The sequence below is a fragment of the Acinetobacter sp. 2JN-4 genome (genome assembly GCF_003687745.1).
In the GTDB taxonomy this organism is placed as follows: domain Bacteria; phylum Pseudomonadota; class Gammaproteobacteria; order Pseudomonadales; family Moraxellaceae; genus Acinetobacter; species Acinetobacter halotolerans.
The window spans coordinates 200,778-218,540 of the sequence record NZ_RDNY01000002.1; the positions used below are offsets into that span (position 1 = coordinate 200,778).

Consider the following 17,763-nt stretch of genomic DNA (forward strand, 5'->3'; position numbering starts at 1 on the left):
CGACGAAACGTTCCCGTCGATTGAAAGAATTTTGTATTTCCTTGCGTTATTTTTTCCATCTTTCATACCATCGAGTTGGATTAATCGTCGGAATACAATTCCAAATTCCATTCCCCTTTTCGTTCCCAGCAATAGAGAAATCTGGACATGGATTTGTTGATGTTGGTTCTTTAATTGGCACTGGTGCCAAGCCAACAATTCCCCCGCCGATCACATTTTTATTACACTCAGTGACATTAGGCGGGCAGTCTTCCGTTGTCGTTTGAAAGCCAGTACCACCTTCTCGTGCGAGATTCACGGTACCATCTGACTTAAGACAAACACCATAAGGTAAGCAAAAGCGTTGACTATCTGTTTCACCAATCACACGAGGTTTACATGGGTCTTGTTGTGCAATACCCGTACCTTGTGGGTCGTAAACAGGAACAATCAAGTTACCTGTCAATGCAATTGGTTCTTCAAAGGATTTCATACCACCTGCTATACGGAAACTATTATCAGCTCGTTCTTCACCTTTGCTATTACTAGACAACGAGCGATACCAACCATCTCGTGTGGCAGATGTACCCACAAATGTACCAATAATATTCGTTGTCAACAATTGTGGATTTTCTTCTAAATTAGAGAGATTTAAATCCTCTGTATCTAATGTTGGTGTACCACTAATGAGGTTTGTCTTAATAAAATCACGGTCAATGACACCATACACATTATTGACTAAACGATCATTGAGCGCACTCGCTGGTGACATACCATCACGTCCTCGTAATGGATAAACATCTAATGGTGTGCTGCGATTGCCTGATGCGAGACCAATCAACATAAAAGTCTCAGCACCTTGATCATGAATCGTTACTGTTGGAGCTTGATAGAATCGTGGATTTTTACCACCAGTCAAAGCAGTTCCTGTTGTAGTCGTCGCAAGATTTGCCAAACGTGCCACTCGTTTACCGAAGTTTGCTGTTGTTGTTCCAACTGCATTATTTAAATCTGCACGGAAAACCTGACCGCCCAAATCACCAAAATAAAGATGATCAATTAATCCATCTGCATTTCGATCAATCGCACTGACACGACTCACGATACTATGTTTCATATCACTGTTATTGGTATTTGCCCCTGTACTGCTTGCCCACCATAAACGCTCACCTGTTTTGGCATCAACAATATAAATTGCATTACCTTGGGCAGTATCTTCTCCTGTTAAAGCAAAGGTTGGGCTTTCATAGCGCATATCGTAGCCACCACCCACAATCATGACACGGCGAATTTCATCATCATAACGAATATTTGCAATCACAGGTTTAGACCAAGATTGCCCCATACGGCTAAAATCACTTTGATCACGCCCTATTCTAAATAGGAGTTTAGGTTTTTTAGGGTTTAAAACATCCAAGCCATAATAACTCTCCCCTCCCATACGCAATCCACCATACACATTCATCTGGCGTGCTTGTACTTTATGGGCATCTGTCGCATTTGTTGCTTTCTGAGATTTGTATAATGCATCTGCTACCCATGCACCATCAACACCATGTATAGGTGCAATGTCATCACTTGCTCCTTTAACCAAGGCTTTAGAGCTAACAGGATTTCTTATGAACTCTGAAGGAACAAACACCATTTGTTCAACGCCTGTTTCATGATCCACAAGATGCAACCCACCATCCATCGTACCGTATAAAATTGACTGTTGACGGGTACTAGTGAGTTGACCTGAAGCATCCAATGTACCCGAGTAAGTTAACTGCACAGGAAATGAATGCACACTGCCACCCATTGCCAAATGCGGTACAGCAGGTGTGTTCAAAGTTTCAGGCAAAGCTGTATCACTCTCATTCAACGCAACACTAAAACCCAGATAATTTAAAAGTTTTTGTTTTTCCAAGATCGAAAACGCTTTAAGAACCTCTTGTTCATTAAACTTTTCCAGTACATAGGCAGCAATACCTGTTGTCGGGATCTCATTTTCAGCATCACCAATAGGGATACTCAGTAAATCACCCTTATTATCTTTACTTATTAATTCATCACTACTATTCATAGTGACATTTGTAAATAAACGTCTTAAGGCATTTTCATTGGCTTTAAACGCATATTGTTTTGGCACTTTGGTTAAGTCTTCAGCCTGACCTAAAATCGGCATCGGCACACGAGAAGACGCTCCACCCAAGCTGATAATACCGCCATCTGTATAACTTCTCCCATCATAGACAGCACTACTGTTCCATAAATCTTTTGTGCCTGTGTTAAATGCACCTGACGAGTTATACACCAAGGATGTACCGTTTTCACCAGCAAATGCCCCTGCATTTGCACCAGTCAACACGACTTTATAACGTTTTAAATTACCTGCCCAAACCATGTTATTACTTTGTGGGTTTGGCTCTAAAGCACGCAAATAACCATAAGGCTGTAATCCCGATGGGCTGAGTGCATCCGCAGGTACAGAGATTGCACCTGTAGTTAACGGTTCAAGCGGTGCTTTACCTAAATTAGCAAGAAAGGTAATTACACTTTTTGTAACCCCTTCAGCAGTTTGTACTGGAAAAAACCCGCCATTTCCATAACCAGGTGAAGCAACTGCATTCGTTGCTTGATTCGGAGAACAAGCATCATCACCGTCGCGATCTGCTTGAGTTCGAGAAGTCATTTTACAAGCATTTTTTGCATCATCTGAACCCAAGCTATTTAATACAGCACCAAACCCGACAAATGCCGTTTGAATCGGTACATTGACTGGATTAGTTGCATTACTAGGGTCAGCTTTAATGTTACCACCATTAAATAATGCCTTAGCAAAGTTACTCATATAATCCCAGTTAGTACCACCACTTAACCCTCCTGAAGCACTAAAAGAGCTTTCTTGTAATGCTGTGGCCAAGATATTAGACTGAGCATTATTTGTAGGAATACCATCAGATAGAATATAGATCCCCTGACCATCGCAACTGACTCGATCTGCCGCTGCTGGTAACGGTGATTTATATGCCGTTTTAGTTGCATTTTTTAATGCGTCATCGGCAGCACTAAAACCACTGTAATCATTAGTACCCACTTGTGGTTCAGTCTTATAAAAAACATCAGCACCGTTATTCGTATAATCTCCCAAATCAGATGGTGGGGTCGGCCCCAAAGAAGCCCAACCACCAGTACTACAAGGTTGTGTACTAGTGGTAAAATTGGTACTACTCAAACTGTCACAACGGTAATAAGTTATTCTTGGAGGATTATAGTAAGTCGCTGAAATATACTCATCCCAGCTCCTCATACGACGATCATCCCAACAACGCCCCCGAGATACATCTAAATATGGATAACTTCTATTAGTACATTCGTAAGTGACTGTTTCCTTTTTATAAACATCGACCTGTATCTCAACAGGTGCAACAGTTGATGTTCCCATCAGATAAGCCGCTGCTTCTGCAAAAGCATTTGCTGTAGGCGTACTACTGCTCGCACTTAAGCCCGCAACCTTCGCTTTTAAAAGATTACGCTGACTCGATCCAACCGCACCTAACGCCTCAGCAGCCACCAATATTTTGCCTGCCTTACCGCTATTAATAGAATAATGCCCAAGCCCAACTCTTGCCGTAGGAAGCTTGTCGTTACTATTACTATCTAAAAATGCAAACATACCATCTTTCAGACGAGTTAAACGATCGTAGCAACGATAGCCTGTAATTGTTCCACTTGAATTTTTTTGCGCTTCACATCCACCATTTTCTGGAGTCTTTTTGATTGTCGCCGTTGCTCCACTTGTCGAAAAATAGCAAAAATTACGCTTATAATCATAAGGACTAGATACGGTTGGGTCAGAACCAACATAATAATTTTTTTTGTTAACAAAAGATGAAAGTGAATTTCCATTAGCAGGTGTCTGATTACAATCTGAATCATAATTAGAGTTAATACCATAATCATTAAAACTATAAGTATTTTGACTACTTGGCCCCATCGACCCTGATGTATCCAACATCATCACAATGGTTTTTTTACCTGCCGTTGGTACAGCATAGATCTGCATATCACTGGCTTGGGCAACTGATGCCGCAACCAACATTGTCCCTGTAAATGCCCAAACAAACGATGCACCATACGAAAAATGGCGAGCATAATGCTGGAAATCTAATCTATTTTTTTGTCTTTTCATCATCATTCTCCCATTTATTTATTCTGGTGCAGTTTCTTCGACGTAGCGTGTCATCAGATCAATCTCTTGAACCTGTGTATTTACGGGAATACCATAATCACGCAAACAATCCGCAACTGTTCGCTTAGTTTGTAAACCATCATCGACATTGTCGTTGATATACCCGACATCACTTGCATTGCCGATGCAATCTTCTTGTACATCTGCCAAGTTCATACTGGAATAATTGGGTAAAATTGCGGTTGATGTGATGCGAACACGACCATCTACTTTACCTTGTTGAACATTGGCATCTTTACTGGTATCCGTATTTCGAGCTAAATCTGCACCAGGCGTCGTATCATTTGCGGCATTGATATATTTCACCGCAACTTGTGTCACGACAGCTTCACGCGCACTGCCAAAGTCCTGCTCTAAATCACAAAAACCACTACGATTACTTTCAGTTGGGCCTATCGTTGCTTTTGTTTCATCAGGGTCAGTTGTCTCTGGTGGAACTAAAACTGTTACATCTAGGATACTGCCGACTTGTAGAGCCTCAGTCGGGCGATAACAGAAAATATATTCCCGCCCATGACTCAAAGGATCTTTTTGATCATCGATCACCTTACCCACAACATTCATAACCGAGGTAATATCCTTATAATTGGTTCGATTTAAGAAATAGTTAGTCGGCGTATCACTGGTTTGTAATAGTAACTGTCCTATTTGACTGTTGGTTGCAATATTCAGTGAAGTCATAGCTACACGTATTGCGACGACGCCAATAATCGTCACAACAAGCAAGATGATTAAGACAACGATCAGTGTTGCACCACGTTGTTGGCGATAGGGTTGTTTTAAGCTCATCATTTTTCTCCCAACCCATTTCTAAATGTGACAACAGTGCTATATACACGGCGAGCAAAACGAGTATTAGTGTCAGTGAGTGCGACATTTTGGTTTAACAGATCAATTCGTCTAGACAAATCAATTGCGTTATTCCGAGTGTTATCTGTTGAACGTACCAATACTGCTAATTTGACTGAAACAATTCGAGGTGGGACAGTGGGTATAGCTGCCGCATGAGCAGCAGCGGCCATCGTACGGTATTGATTAATTGTGTAATACGCCATATTACCTGTTGAGTCCTTAGTCCCAACCTGCACCACGAAATGATCAACTCGAGGCATAATTAACTCACCTGCCCCACCGAACCCTGTAATGGATGTCGGTTTTGCAACGGCTGCTGTACCTGCTGGCGTTGGTCTATTTGCATCACAAGCCAATCCGTAATCCGTGCCCGTCGTTAAAGCCGCATTTGCACGTCTTAAAAAATATCGCTGAATGACGTAATCACCTGCTTGTACATTTTCCCCTTCACAATTCACCATCGCATTCGGTGCAACAAACTGAATAGTTAATTGATCACTTTCGACATCAACGTTCGACAAACCTTGCCATTCATGTAAAGTTGTACTAAGTGTATCGCCAGTCCCAATACTGTGACTTAATAGACCCTTTGAAATAAAAGGTGCTGTGGCAGGAATAGGTAAGTTTGCATTAGAGGTTGTTGCATCTATAGCGGTCAATACAATTCCGCCCCATGGCGTTTGGTCATTCAACTCTGGGAAAGCTGTATTTATATAATTCGCCAAACGAATATCACGTGCGACATAATCTAAACCAAAGACACCACTATTTTGCAGTTCAGCATTTGCTTCTTGCATACGAGAAGCAAGAAATCCACCCGTAAAAAGCTGCACCGCAGCGGCAGTCACAAGCAAACCCAACGCCAACGCCACCATCAATTCAATAAGCGTAAAACCCTGCTGTTGTATCGGCTTCGAATCAACATAATGTGGAGTTTTCATTAATACACCTCCATCATTAAGCAACTTGAGCGATTCACATACACACCTGTTGCTCCCATACACTCACTTACATCCGCAGCTGTATTGGTTGCGCTAAGCTCTGTATCTCCCCATGCAGCAAATAAACATTGCCGTTGTACAGGTGCAGCTATCACACCTGGACAGGTATCCATCGTAATATTCATACCAATTTCAAATGCTGTTCGTGCAGCCATAAAAGCGTCATAAGTTGCCATTTGCGTAGGAGTACAGGCAGAGGTGGGATTGAAACACGCGTTACTAGGTGATGTCGGTGTTGCCGTAATATTGGTATAAGCTCTCACAGCCGCAGGATAATTCGTTTGTGCATCGGGGTTTGCACGCATATTTTCAGCCAACCCACGTAAAATGAGCATTCCTTGAGAACGAGCTAATGCCTCACTAGATGCATCTACCGCGCGAAGTTGCAAAATGGTATACCCTAGAACCCCAACTGCTAATAACAACAAAGCAACCAGTACTTCTACCAGCCCCACACCTTGTTGATGTTTATTAATATTCATTAACACGCCCCTGCAACTTGTCGAACATTGCCTAATCTTGTTACTTCTATTGTTCTGTTTTGAGCTGACTTACAGAAACTAAATGTTTCAGCGGTAGTTGCACTTCCGACATCATTGAACAAAATCATCTCTGCACTGGTAGATTCAATCGCAACTTGAGGGTCGATCTGTACGGAAATAACTCGCGTGTTCCGAACTTCTTGTTGATCTGCGTTTGCCAATGCTGCATAACCTGGAATCAGAGCTGTCGCACATTTATCTTTATTAAAGTCATCATCCGTATTGATTCGGTTTAGACATACGGCTACCGTTGTTTTCATCAAAGCTGCTTGTGATTTTGCTTGATTAATCGCAAGTGTGAGTTCACGAGTTGCTGCATTTAATTTTTGTCTCGCCACCATATTGCCAAAACTAGGCACAGCCATCATCGCGACAATCGCCAAAACAGCAATCGTCACCATCAACTCGATTAAGGTGAATCCCCGACCTTTCCCCATTACTTTGTACCAATTTTTTTTAAATTTATTAGCTCTATATTAAATTTTATTTTTACAGAACCAATACAAAGCAGATGAGAACCAAAAAAAAACGGATGGAGTGTAATCCATCCGTTCCTAGTTCACATTTTTCTAATAAAATTAGGCTTGTATCACCTGTATACGCAGCTCTTTTGGCAGACTAAAGGTAATATTTTCTTCTGTACCTTGTAACTCTTTAGGCGGTGTTGCACCCCAATCTTGTAAGCGTTGGATCACTTGTTTAATTAAAATTTCAGGCGCTGATGCACCAGCCGTCACACCAATTTTGCTGTCCGCTTTAAACCAAACTTGCTCAAGCTGATCCGCGTTATCAACCAAATAAGCAGATTTCCCCATACGTTCAGCCAACTCGCGTAAACGATTAGAATTAGAAGAATTCGGAGAACCAACCACTAGCACCACATCACATTGCTCAGCTAAATCCCGCACTGCATCCTGACGGTTCTGAGTGGCATAACAAATATCATCCTTACGCGGGCCTTGAATCTGTGGAAACTTAAGCCGCAAAGCATCAATCACCTTTGCTGTATCGTCGATTGACAGCGTGGTTTGCGTAACAAAAGCAACTTTTTCAGGATGTTTCACCATCAATGCTTCAACATCTTGCTCATCTTCAACCAAATAGATCGCGCCACCTTTGGACATATCATATTGTCCCATCGTGCCTTCAACTTCTGGATGACCTTCATGCCCAATCAGGATCGCTTCTACCCCTTCACGCGCATAGCGAGTGACTTCTATATGGACTTTAGTCACTAATGGGCAAGTTGCATCAAATACCTTTAAACCACGCTGTTCAGCTTCTATCTGTACGGCCTTTGAAACACCATGCGCGCTAAAAATCACGATCGAATCATCAGGCACTTGATCAAGTTCATCGACAAAAACTGCACCGCGCTGACGTAAATCATCGACCACAAATTTATTGTGTACTACTTCGTGGCGTACATAAATCGGTGGATTAAAACATTCGAGTGCGCGATTGACGATTGCTATAGCACGGTCAACACCAGCACAAAAACCCCGTGGATTGGCTAACACGATTTCCATAACATCCTCACTCTAAGCATCTGAATATTTATACCAAACTATTTCGTTTAGCAGCACGCTACACTACAATAGCCAAGATATTTTATCATATCAGGAAAGTATCATGTCGGGTCTATTGTTTGTCGTTTCTGCGGCCTCAGGAACAGGCAAAACATCTTTAGTGAAAGCCCTACTCGATCGAGTCAGCAACCTTCATGTTTCAGTCTCGCACACAACTCGCGACCAACGTCCTGGCGAATTAGATGGTGTTCACTATCATTTTACCACTAAAGAAGATTTTTTAGCCCAAGTTGAACAGGGTGGATTTATTGAATATGCAGAAGTCTTTGGCAATTATTATGGGACTTCCCAAGCCACCGTCAAAGCACAACTACAACAAGGTCACGATGTATTATTAGAGATTGACTGGCAAGGTGCTGAGCAAGTTCGTCGACTTTTTCCAGAATCAAAACAAATCTTTATTCTGCCTCCAACACAGTACGATTTAAGACAACGCCTGTCCAACCGTGGCACAGATTCAGTTGAAGTGATTAAGCATCGTCTCAGTTGTGCCGTGGAAGATATGCGTCATTTTGCTAGTTTTGACTACGTGATTATCAATGATGACTTCAATAAAGCTGTACATGATCTAGAATCGATTATCAGCGCCAACCGTTTAGTAACATTGCAGCAAAGTAATCGTCATCAACAATTGATCGAGAATTTAATTACGCTCCATCGCGAATAGCTTGAGTCTTACTCAAAAGCCTTTTATACTACTTAGTCATTTCAGATGTATTGTTCAAACGAGACTACTTATGGCACGTGTAACCGTTGAAGATTGTTTAGACCACGTAGATAACCGTTTTGAGTTGGTACTGGTGGCGAGTAAACGTGCACGTCAACTCGCACGTCAAGGAATGGAACCCACTGTAGAATGGGATAATGACAAACCAACCGTCGTTGCTTTACGCGAAATTGCGATGGGTCATGTGACTAAAGACATTTTGAAACAACGCGATCAAGACTACCAAACGTCAAATCTTGATATGGTATTGTCTACAAATTCATTAAACTTAGAAGGTTTTTCTTTCTAAGTCGAATTTACTTTGCATAGAAGCCCATTGTGAAGACACTGGGCTTTTTTGTTTGTTGAAATGTCAGTAGATCCTGTTCTATATTGATAAAAGCAATTTCCTTGATTGGAAAAATTTTCGTTTTTTTCTTCTGAACAAATTGACAAGTTTGGCAATATGCTTTTCATTAGAAGCTAAAGCAAATATCCATAGACGTTATCATTCTCGAATTCATGTTATAAAAGGTGTTTTTCTATGCCAGGCGAAGAGGTCAGCCAAGCCAAGCAACAGTTAAAAGTAATTATTGATGCCTATCTCAAAGATAGCGATGTCCTGCGTGTGCTTGCTGCCTGTGATTTTGCCGATTTAGCACATAGCGGTATTACCCGTAAAAGTGGCGAACCCTATGTCTTACACCCTATTGCGGTAAGCTGTATCTTGGCACATATGCGTCTCGATGCAGATACGCTTATGGCTGCACTATTACATGATGTGATTGAAGACACTGAATTTAGCAAAGATGAGATTGGAGAAAAATTTGGCTTGGTCGTCGCCGAACTTGTCGATGGTGTGACCAAACTCAGCCACTCCAGTGATAAAGAATATAACAAAGCCGCATCCTTCCGAAAAATCCTGCAAGCCACCTTACAAGATCCTCGTGTCATTATTATTAAACTTGCAGATCGCTATCATAATATGACCACGCTAGGCGCGCTGCGCCCAGACAAACGTGCTCGGATTGCACAAGAGACGTTTGATATCTTTGTGCCTATGGCACGTCTTGTGGGCATGAATGAGATGGCAGATAACCTAGAACATCTATGTTATCAAAATCTTGATCTCGACATGTTCAATGACATACAAACCGCACTATTAGAAACCAAACCTAAACGCTGTGAATATCAAACCATTTGGGAACAAAAATTATCCGATTTATTAGAAAACCATAAGATAAAAGGTCGAATTAAAAAGAAAAATAATAATATCGAATTGCTACGTCACTTTGTAAAAAATGAAATTGATTTAAATGAACTGAGTCATAGCCACGCCTTTGAAATCGTTTTACAAAGCATTGCGGATTGCGACCGTCTGGTCACTGCACTGAAAGATAATTTTCAAGTCTTACAATATCGAGACCATATTCGCCGCCCTTTACCTGGCGGCAATCAGTCGCTAATGATTAAGCTTAAAGGCGAAAAAACCACACTGTCGCTCACCATTCAAACTGAATTGATGCGTAAAGCCGCACGCTTTGGTGTGGTGTTGGGTGAAAATGCACCTCAGGCTTGTCGATCAGCGATTCAAGCGTCTATGCAAAACTTGAACACCTTAATCGACAGTGATTGTGCCAAAACCACATTTAGCGATTTACTTGATTATTTACATCAAGAAAAAATTTGGGTATACACTCCGCATGGACAGTTACATGAACTGCCGCAAGGCGCAACTGTAGTCGACTTCGCTTATTCGGCCAGCTTGTTTCTAGGTAACCATGCTGTGGGTGCCAAAGTGGATGGTGAAATTCGCCCCTTATCCACGCCACTACATAGCGGTCAAGTGGTTGAGATCATTACCGATGTATTGGCCACGCCAAATCCAGATTGGCTGAGCTTTATTAACACGCAAAAAGCACGTCGTGCATTGCAAAACATGCTTAGAGATCAAGATATTGATGAGCAACGTTTAGTCGGTCAACAAGCACTGAATCGAGCCTTAAAATTATTCCATCGTTCAATCAACGATCTTTCTCAAAATGATTGGATCAATGTTTTAGAGTGGCGACATTTAAGCAGTAAAGATACCTTATTTGAACAGATCGCTGTCGGCGACCTACTACCTCAATTGGTGGCAAATCACCTATTCGCTCAAGATCAATATTCACATGTTCATGAAAGCTCAGATCGCTTAATTCTCGGTACTGAAGGCGTCGATGTAAAATATGCGCATTGTTGTAACCCAGTATTGGGTGATCCGATCCAAGGTCATTTGTCACGTCGCGGTTTAATCGTACATCGCTCACGCTGTCGTAATTTGCTGCACGAACAAAACCAACACCCTGAAAATATCATGCCTTTATACTGGCAATCAGAAGAAATCGATGATGTTCGTTTTAGTGCTTATTTATGTATTCACATGGCCATGAACGATGAACAAATTTCTGATCTGATCTACCAATGTCGTAAGGCAAAGACCGGGGTCGAAATGGTTCACTCACAAGATCAAAAGACCTACGTCAATATCGTGGTGAACAATCGAAAACAACTTGCACAAATTATTCGTGACTTGCGTATGCATCTGAATTTCCCGCGCATTGAACGCTTAAATATACCGATCGTCCAGCCAGAAGTCGCTAAAGTGGTTTAAAACTATCTGAAAACGACTCGGCAGTACTCAGTCGTTTCGCAGCTATGCTTTTGTGTTAAAGTCGCTTTGCTTAAGATAGAAAATAATGACATAGGAGAGCTTAATGTCACGTCAAGTTATTCATACTGAACACGCCCCTGCTGCGATCGGAACATATTCTCAAGCAATTCTTGTTGGCAATACACTCTATCTTTCAGGTCAAATTGGCTTAGACCCATACAGTATGGAACTCGTGGATGGCATTGAGGCTCAGATTCGTCGGGTTTTTGACAATCTAAAAGCTGTATGTACTGCTGCTGGTGGTAGCTTAGCAGACATCGCCAAACTCAACATTTTCCTCACCGACCTGTCTCACTTCCAGCTGGTCAATCAGATTATGGGTGAATACTTCGCTCAGCCCTACCCTGCACGTGCCGCACTTGGCGTTGCAAGCTTACCTAAAAATGCACTGGTGGAAATGGATGGTATTGTGATTATTCCATAATTTTTAATTCATATTTTTCAATAGCATAAATAAAAAACATAGACACCACCGATAAAGTGGTGTTTTTTTATTCAAATTCCCAATAAGAATCTATCCGCTATTCGAATGAAATTCATTGACAAACGATAACAATTATCAATAATATCAATTATCGCATTTATATTTGTGAATAGTCTGCCATGTATGTCTGTTTATGTCGTGGAATCACCGATCAAGATATCAAAGATGCCGTTGCTAACGGTACAGAGAGCTATCGTGAAATCCGCGAACAACTTGGCTTAGGAACTTGCTGTGGACGTTGTGTTCCTGAAGCACGTGCTATTATCAGTGAAGAACTCGCTGAAATCGCAGCACGCATCTCTGTTGCAGCCTGACTTATTTAGACCTTAAAACAAATTCCATTCGTGTTTACGACTCCACCGCTTCTTGTCGAACCTTAACCCCTCTTCATCTAAGCGGTTTTTTTATAAAAAAATAATGTTCTTGCAAGACTTCCATTTTCTTAGGTCGCTATCATCACCCCTCTGAGCGTCGAACTCCTCATGATTGTGATTTTCATTTGCCGTTCTATAAATTACTCGCCATAACCCTGTTTGTTGATTAAAATCATATAAATTGCCTTAATAAGGGTCTGTTGGTATTTCACAGATGCTTGCGACAGTGGGTATTTTTCTGACGGTACAAGGCATGATTTACGCAATTTAGCCATTCTAAATAAGTAAAGCATAACGAAGTAACGGCAAAAAATACCCCTGTCCCAAAGGGTTATAGCTAAAACTGCTCCAAACTTCGTTATGAAACTTGACAAGGGAATCGCCATTGCCTACGTTTCATGCCTTGTTTGTATTGTTTTATCTTATAACGCAATGCATGGTTGAAATGCCAGCAGACCCTATTACGGCATCAACTTGGTGTTTTATGGAGCAAGCGCAATGAAAGGCAATCGTGAAGTGATCAATCAGCTGAATCAGGTGCTTTATCATCATTTAACTGCAATTAACCAATATTTTTTACATTCTCGTATGTTTAATGATTGGGGCATCGAACAGCTCGGTTCAGCAGAATACAAAGAATCTATTCGCCAAATGAAACATGCCGATAAAATCATTGAACGTGTTTTATTTTTAGAAGGTTTACCGAATCTGCAACATCTCGGCAAATTGTATATCGGTCAGCACACCGAAGAAGTGTTGAATTGTGATATTCGCAAAGTTAAAGAAAATATCGCGACGATTCAGCAAGCAGTTGAGCTTGCTGAGGTTGAGCAGGATTATGTAACACGCGATTTAGTCCAAGAAATCTTAGAGAAAGAAGAAGAATATCTAGACTGGCTCGATACTCAACTTGATTTAGTCGAAAAAGTTGGCATCGAAAACTATATTCAAAGTCAAATTTAACAAATTTTAAATCCCTCCCAGCCTCCCTTTTAGAAAGGGAGGAGTGGATTGGTTTTACTTTTTGGACTGACCGATCACTTGCTCTAAAGTCAGTTGCTTTTTATAAAATCGATTCCAAATCTCAATATATTGCTGTGCTTCAGCCTCTCTACCATTATATGCCAGCAACTGCGCATATTTTTTCAGATTAAACGGGGTTGCTTTATTCTTCACCATTTTGCCGATCATCATTAATTCATGCTCAGACATCACTGTATTGGGTGAGAGTGCAATCCAATTGAGACGCCACTCAAACTGAGTTAATAATAGAATTTCTGAACTACCCAAAATATGAGCAGTCGGTGGCTTTTTCGCAAAAGCCAAACGGCTATTATCTTGATAGAGCTTATAGTCCCGCCAAATAAGCAGAAGCACAATAAGACTCAACACCCAGACACAACGAATAATATTCTTATGTATTTCGATGCCTTTTAAATTCGGTGTTTGCGACTGAATCAGACCCAATAAGAAGCCCAATGGCAATAAGAAATAAGCGTAACGTTGCGGAAACTCAAGCATGGCATGAATCAGAATCGCAACGACCATCAACATCGCAATAATCGAAACAGTCTCGTTGCTTCGTTGATTTAACCAAAACAACCACAGTCCAATATAACCAATGATCAAGAGTCCAAGTGGAATCCCATTCCAAACCAGTAAGTCCAATAAAATATTATGCGAGCTATTAAACCAAACCTGTACCGTATTGAACTGAAGACTCTCCACCACTGCCACACTGGTTTGATTCCATCCATAGCCCCACCACGGCTGTTCTGCGATCGCATGAAGGATTTGCATCCACATTCCTAAACGCTCATGTCCTCGGCTCGCCCGATCAACAATAGAGGCAGTCTTGGCCACTTCGGTAAGCTGTTCCGCTGCGATCCATTGCGTCAACAGCGGTAAAAGGTAACCTGACATCAATACAAAAGTTGCACACCAAAAAATCAGCTTAGGAAAATTCAGACGGGGGCTATTTCTATGTTGTTTATAGATCCAATAAATAAAAACAAAAATGAGTACCATCCACGACGTTCTAGACTGACTTAAACTAATCGCAAATAAAATTAAGAAACTCGATGGAATCAGCAGCCATAAGGCTGCTTTTTGTTTTTCATAAAGATAAAGCCCACCAAACAATCCTACGATCAGAAAGGTCGCCATATTGTTTGGTTGCCCAAAATTGGCAAAAGGTCTATTGCCTCTCAATTGATTAATAAAGCTGAAATGAGACTCCAATTTCAACCATTGCATGATTGCCATTAAACTGGTGATCAGAGCCGTTGCAAGCACGAGATAACTAAACCCTTGCATCAACTGTTCACGGCGGTTTGGTTGCTGTAGCGACAGGTTAAAACCGAGCAAAATCATTAACCAAAACGTAAATAGGTAAAATGAACTCAGTAACGCAACACTCAGATCTCCAATTAAGCCTAAACTCCATTGTAATATTGGAATCACAATGATAGGCAGCATCCATAACTGCGCTTTAGGCACTTTTATATTTTTATTTAAGGCCAGCGTAAAGAGCGCAATACCCGCAGCAAAACCAGCGAGATCACTAGAAAAAGTCACCCATGGGTATGTATGGAATGGCGATAGCCACGCAAAGCCAAGTAAAACACTGGCGAGAAGAAAACATAGAGCATGCATAAGGTTAAATAAAAATAAGGCTTCGCGCTAGTATATAACGAAGCCATTTATTGATCTCAATTCAGCATTAAAAACTACATTTTTTAATTGATGAGAATGATCAAGTCTACCCACATCGTTTGATCAATGAACTCAATAGGAGCGCCCTTTTCAATTATTTCCAGGGTCTTAGGTCTACGATTTTAACTACGTCACCTGTTTCTTTATTGATAAGAACTGTCATATCGACTGCTGTGGCTTTGAGTGGCACGAAAGCATTGGCTTGTGGGTATTTGGCTAAAGTTTTTTGTACAGCTACTTTATTATTAAACAAATTTAATTGCCCTAAACTTTGTGCGCGTTGTTGAATTTGTTTTTTGACTTCGATCAGCGGTACATATCGTTCAGGTTTTTGTGCAATTGAAATACCAGCAAATAACTCTTGGAACATTTCATCACTACGCACGTTATTGTCTTTTGCGAAAGCAACGCCAACAAACTGTGGTTTTAGCCATGAAGGTTGTTGATATTGTGGTCGTGCTTTTTCAATATGATCCTCAATAATTTCATTTTTTCGTACAACTTCAAAACGATCAACATTATAAGCCAGCCATACTGGACGACCTTGACCGATGCTATAGATGCCGTAGAGTAAAGCTGAGAGTTGCAGTAGAATAATAATGCTTAAATCCATTTTTAAGGTTTTCTTGCCTTCTTTATAGACGACCCACCCCAACACTGGTCCGACGATGACATCAATCGCCAACAGCATAAGAAAAATATCAGTTACCCCAACCGCCTCGGCGAGTGGCATTGGATACCAAACAAAGAAAACAAGCCCTACGACGATTAAAGCAATCATTGCTGAAATAAATAAATGGCTTAGAAAAAATTTTAAACGTTTCGACATTTTCAACCACATAAAAAATATAAGCGACTAAACACTTTTAATGATTAAGCCCCAAAAAAATATATTTGAAGTAATACCTAACGACATTCTGACGGCGCATATTCTGCTGGCAATGTCCCTAAATCTGCAACCAAGCCTTTTGCCACTGCATTCGTAGAAGTTGTCGTCGCACATGCCCAATCAATACTACCTTCAGATGTTCCTATCAGTTTTGCTTTATCTATATTCGGTGTTAAAACCAAAGTTTTTCCCAAAACATCACTTATAAGCCCCACATTGGTATTATTGGTTAAAGTCAGTGTAATCACACCATCATTTAAAACTTGAATGTTTGACACATATTGGGTTTGTTTGCTGGCTGCTGGAATCGCATTATAATCTGCTGCTGTACTCGCAAGCGTAGCAATACCACCCACCAAATAAGCTTCACTGACCAATGTTTTAGTTGCACTTGCGATCACCAATGCCTCACTTACTTTTGCTCGTGTCGCTTGGTATTGATACGCAGGAATAGCGACTGCCGCTAAAATACCGATAATCGCCACCACGATCATTAACTCGATTAAAGTAAAACCCTGACTCTTTTGCATTGTGCTATTCCTTGAGCATATATATTTTATATATCAAGAAGCATGCCAAACATTAAGTTAAACAAAATCATATAATTAGGCATTAGCACAAAACAAGTTATGGCGAATTATGACATTTTTTGTAGTATTCAAACCTAAAAAAGAGTGCCGAAGCACTCTCTTATAATTGTTTTTAATCAGAAATTAACGACATTCTGAAGGTGCAAATTTAGCAGGTAGAGCATCAGCTGCGGCAGGAGCACCCGTAGCAAATCCACGTGCAGTTGCTTGAGCTGTGGTTTCACTCATACATGACCATTGTACTGAACCTTCAAGCCCATCAGCCAATGCTGTAGCAGCTCCCGCAGCATCAAGAATATAAGGTGCCATAACGATATCTTTAGTTCTTGAGCTTGTTGGTAAGCTATCATCTACTGTAGTTTGGAGTGTAAGAGTACCAGTAGCATTATCCGCTGTAATCGACTGTAAATACTTACTTACACTCTGAGTTGGAACTACACCACGAGTCCCCTTTTCCACTCCAGTAGCAGCAGAATCAACACCAACCATACCATTGGTTTGGAAACCTTCAGAAATTGCAGATTTAGCAGAAGCACCTGCTGCAATCACTTCAGAGATTTTCGCACGAACTGTATAATCTTGATAAGCAGGAATCGCAACTGCAGCCAAAATACCGATGATCGCAACAACGATCATTAATTCAATTAAGGTAAAACCCTTTTGCATTGTGTTCATAACATTTCTCCAATGTATAAATTTTTTATAAGCTTTATTCAGCTACTTTGTATTCAGCATGTTTCATGCCAGCTCCTAGCTTAGCCAATTTTAACTTAAAAAAACAGAGACTTAAAACAATATTACGCCTGTTCACAATTGATGCAGTTTGGACATTTTACGAGGATAAATGACAAATAATGTCAGCTTTCTCTCATTACCCGTCTTGGATTTTAAAGTCAATTTTGATGATGCTCTTATTGTTTTAAAATTGAGCGAAGTAGGTCACATAAAAAATATTGTAACTGACCTTACCACTCATCGCCAAATAACATCCGTTTATCACTAGGCGATATATCCCTTAATTAAACGACACAATCAAATATGAGCAAATCCGCCCCAACATTGAATTTCTAACATTCTCATTCATCAGCCAAAGGT

Annotated in this window: 16 protein-coding genes; 6 read left to right on the forward strand and 10 right to left on the reverse strand. The window is 40.8% G+C overall.

Going from position 1 to position 17,763, the window contains the following annotated elements; genetic code table 11:
• Nucleotides 1-46: 46 nt before the first annotated feature.
• From EAH57_RS03880 to ispH, 6 genes are all read right to left on the reverse strand, one after another.
• Entirely contained in the window at nt 47-4,153 is a 4,107-nt protein-coding gene (locus tag EAH57_RS03880; RefSeq protein ID WP_121929131.1) for a pilus assembly protein, read from the reverse strand.
• Between the two features lie 18 nt (nt 4,154-4,171).
• Complete coding sequence (locus tag EAH57_RS03885) at nt 4,172-5,002, reverse strand: PilX N-terminal domain-containing pilus assembly protein (protein WP_121928913.1); 831 nt, start codon at nt 5,000-5,002, stop codon at nt 4,172-4,174.
• The gene (locus EAH57_RS03890; protein WP_121928914.1) at nt 5,002-6,006 is read right to left on the reverse strand and encodes a PilW family protein; all 1,005 of its coding nucleotides are present in this window, start codon (nt 6,004-6,006) and stop codon (nt 5,002-5,004) included. The genes EAH57_RS03885 and EAH57_RS03890 overlap by 1 nt, the downstream gene beginning before the upstream one ends.
• Nucleotides 6,006-6,548, reverse strand: coding sequence for a type IV pilus modification protein PilV (gene pilV, locus EAH57_RS03895; protein ID WP_121928915.1), 543 nt, complete (start codon nt 6,546-6,548; stop codon nt 6,006-6,008). The genes EAH57_RS03890 and pilV overlap by 1 nt, the downstream gene beginning before the upstream one ends.
• Nucleotides 6,548-7,045, reverse strand: a complete 498-nt coding sequence (locus EAH57_RS03900) for a pilus assembly FimT family protein (protein WP_121928916.1) — start codon at nt 7,043-7,045, stop codon at nt 6,548-6,550. Before EAH57_RS03900 ends, pilV begins: the two co-directional genes overlap by 1 nt.
• A 141-nt stretch (nt 7,046-7,186) precedes the next feature.
• Nucleotides 7,187-8,137, reverse strand: a complete 951-nt coding sequence (gene ispH / locus EAH57_RS03905) for a 4-hydroxy-3-methylbut-2-enyl diphosphate reductase (RefSeq protein ID WP_121928917.1) — start codon at nt 8,135-8,137, stop codon at nt 7,187-7,189.
• A gap of 103 nt (nt 8,138-8,240) precedes the next feature.
• Here ispH and gmk point away from each other — a divergent pair, with 103 nt between their 5' ends.
• The 6 genes from gmk to bfr all read left to right on the forward strand — a co-directional run bounded on the left by gmk (nt 8,241) and on the right by bfr (nt 13,437).
• Nucleotides 8,241-8,864 (forward strand): guanylate kinase, encoded by a 624-nt coding sequence (gmk, locus tag EAH57_RS03910; RefSeq protein ID WP_121928918.1) that lies wholly within the window; start codon nt 8,241-8,243, stop codon nt 8,862-8,864.
• Between the two features lie 70 nt (nt 8,865-8,934).
• Nucleotides 8,935-9,213, forward strand: coding sequence for a DNA-directed RNA polymerase subunit omega (gene rpoZ / locus EAH57_RS03915; RefSeq protein WP_004673169.1), 279 nt, complete (start codon nt 8,935-8,937; stop codon nt 9,211-9,213).
• Nucleotides 9,214-9,447: 234 nt separating this feature from the next.
• The gene (locus EAH57_RS03920) at nt 9,448-11,556 is read left to right on the forward strand and encodes a RelA/SpoT family protein (RefSeq protein WP_121928919.1); all 2,109 of its coding nucleotides are present in this window, start codon (nt 9,448-9,450) and stop codon (nt 11,554-11,556) included.
• 103 nt (nt 11,557-11,659) lie between these two features.
• Nucleotides 11,660-12,040: a RidA family protein gene (locus EAH57_RS03925; RefSeq protein ID WP_121928920.1), complete on the forward strand. Its 381-nt coding sequence runs from the start codon at nt 11,660-11,662 to the stop codon at nt 12,038-12,040.
• Between the two features lie 179 nt (nt 12,041-12,219).
• Nucleotides 12,220-12,414 carry a bacterioferritin-associated ferredoxin gene (locus EAH57_RS03930; protein WP_004673176.1) on the forward strand — a complete coding sequence of 65 codons (195 nt, stop codon included), beginning with the start codon at nt 12,220-12,222 and terminating at the stop codon, nt 12,412-12,414.
• 558 nt (nt 12,415-12,972) lie between these two features.
• Nucleotides 12,973-13,437, forward strand: coding sequence for a heteropolymeric bacterioferritin subunit Bfr (gene bfr, locus EAH57_RS03940; RefSeq protein ID WP_004673178.1), 465 nt, complete (start codon nt 12,973-12,975; stop codon nt 13,435-13,437).
• 54 nt (nt 13,438-13,491) lie between these two features.
• Here the strand turns inward: bfr and EAH57_RS03945 are convergent, their stop codons facing one another.
• The 4 genes from EAH57_RS03945 to EAH57_RS03960 form a co-directional block, all read right to left on the reverse strand.
• The gene (locus EAH57_RS03945) at nt 13,492-15,129 is read right to left on the reverse strand and encodes an O-antigen ligase family protein (RefSeq protein ID WP_121928922.1); all 1,638 of its coding nucleotides are present in this window, start codon (nt 15,127-15,129) and stop codon (nt 13,492-13,494) included.
• Nucleotides 15,130-15,283: 154 nt separating this feature from the next.
• Nucleotides 15,284-16,018 carry a TfpX/TfpZ family type IV pilin accessory protein gene (tfpZ, locus tag EAH57_RS03950; RefSeq protein WP_171407370.1) on the reverse strand — a complete coding sequence of 245 codons (735 nt, stop codon included), beginning with the start codon at nt 16,016-16,018 and terminating at the stop codon, nt 15,284-15,286.
• 77 nt (nt 16,019-16,095) lie between these two features.
• Entirely contained in the window at nt 16,096-16,608 is a 513-nt protein-coding gene (locus EAH57_RS03955) for a pilin (protein WP_121928924.1), read from the reverse strand.
• Between the two features lie 183 nt (nt 16,609-16,791).
• Nucleotides 16,792-17,334 (reverse strand): pilin, encoded by a 543-nt coding sequence (locus tag EAH57_RS03960; RefSeq protein ID WP_416240485.1) that lies wholly within the window; start codon nt 17,332-17,334, stop codon nt 16,792-16,794.
• Between the last annotated feature and the right edge of the window lie 429 nt (nt 17,335-17,763).

Bases quoted from the DNA above. Each gene is read 5' to 3' on its own strand.
- EAH57_RS03880 (WP_121929131.1), bottom strand. From the start codon at position 4,153: ATGAAAAGACAAAAAAATAGATTAGATTTCCAGCATTATGCTCGCCAT.
- EAH57_RS03885 (WP_121928913.1), bottom strand. From the start codon at position 5,002: ATGAGCTTAAAACAACCCTATCGCCAACAACGTGGTGCAACACTGATC.
- EAH57_RS03890 (WP_121928914.1), bottom strand. From the start codon at position 6,006: ATGAAAACTCCACATTATGTTGATTCGAAGCCGATACAACAGCAGGGT.
- pilV (WP_121928915.1), bottom strand. From the start codon at position 6,548: ATGAATATTAATAAACATCAACAAGGTGTGGGGCTGGTAGAAGTACTG.
- EAH57_RS03900 (WP_121928916.1), bottom strand. From the start codon at position 7,045: ATGGGGAAAGGTCGGGGATTCACCTTAATCGAGTTGATGGTGACGATT.
- ispH (WP_121928917.1), bottom strand. From the start codon at position 8,137: ATGGAAATCGTGTTAGCCAATCCACGGGGTTTTTGTGCTGGTGTTGAC.
- gmk (WP_121928918.1), top strand. From the start codon at position 8,241: ATGTCGGGTCTATTGTTTGTCGTTTCTGCGGCCTCAGGAACAGGCAAA.
- rpoZ (WP_004673169.1), top strand. From the start codon at position 8,935: ATGGCACGTGTAACCGTTGAAGATTGTTTAGACCACGTAGATAACCGT.
- EAH57_RS03920 (WP_121928919.1), top strand. From the start codon at position 9,448: ATGCCAGGCGAAGAGGTCAGCCAAGCCAAGCAACAGTTAAAAGTAATT.
- EAH57_RS03925 (WP_121928920.1), top strand. From the start codon at position 11,660: ATGTCACGTCAAGTTATTCATACTGAACACGCCCCTGCTGCGATCGGA.
- EAH57_RS03930 (WP_004673176.1), top strand. From the start codon at position 12,220: ATGTATGTCTGTTTATGTCGTGGAATCACCGATCAAGATATCAAAGAT.
- bfr (WP_004673178.1), top strand. From the start codon at position 12,973: ATGAAAGGCAATCGTGAAGTGATCAATCAGCTGAATCAGGTGCTTTAT.
- EAH57_RS03945 (WP_121928922.1), bottom strand. From the start codon at position 15,129: ATGCATGCTCTATGTTTTCTTCTCGCCAGTGTTTTACTTGGCTTTGCG.
- tfpZ (WP_171407370.1), bottom strand. From the start codon at position 16,018: ATGTCGAAACGTTTAAAATTTTTTCTAAGCCATTTATTTATTTCAGCA.
- EAH57_RS03955 (WP_121928924.1), bottom strand. From the start codon at position 16,608: ATGCAAAAGAGTCAGGGTTTTACTTTAATCGAGTTAATGATCGTGGTG.
- EAH57_RS03960 (WP_416240485.1), bottom strand. From the start codon at position 17,334: ATGCAAAAGGGTTTTACCTTAATTGAATTAATGATCGTTGTTGCGATC.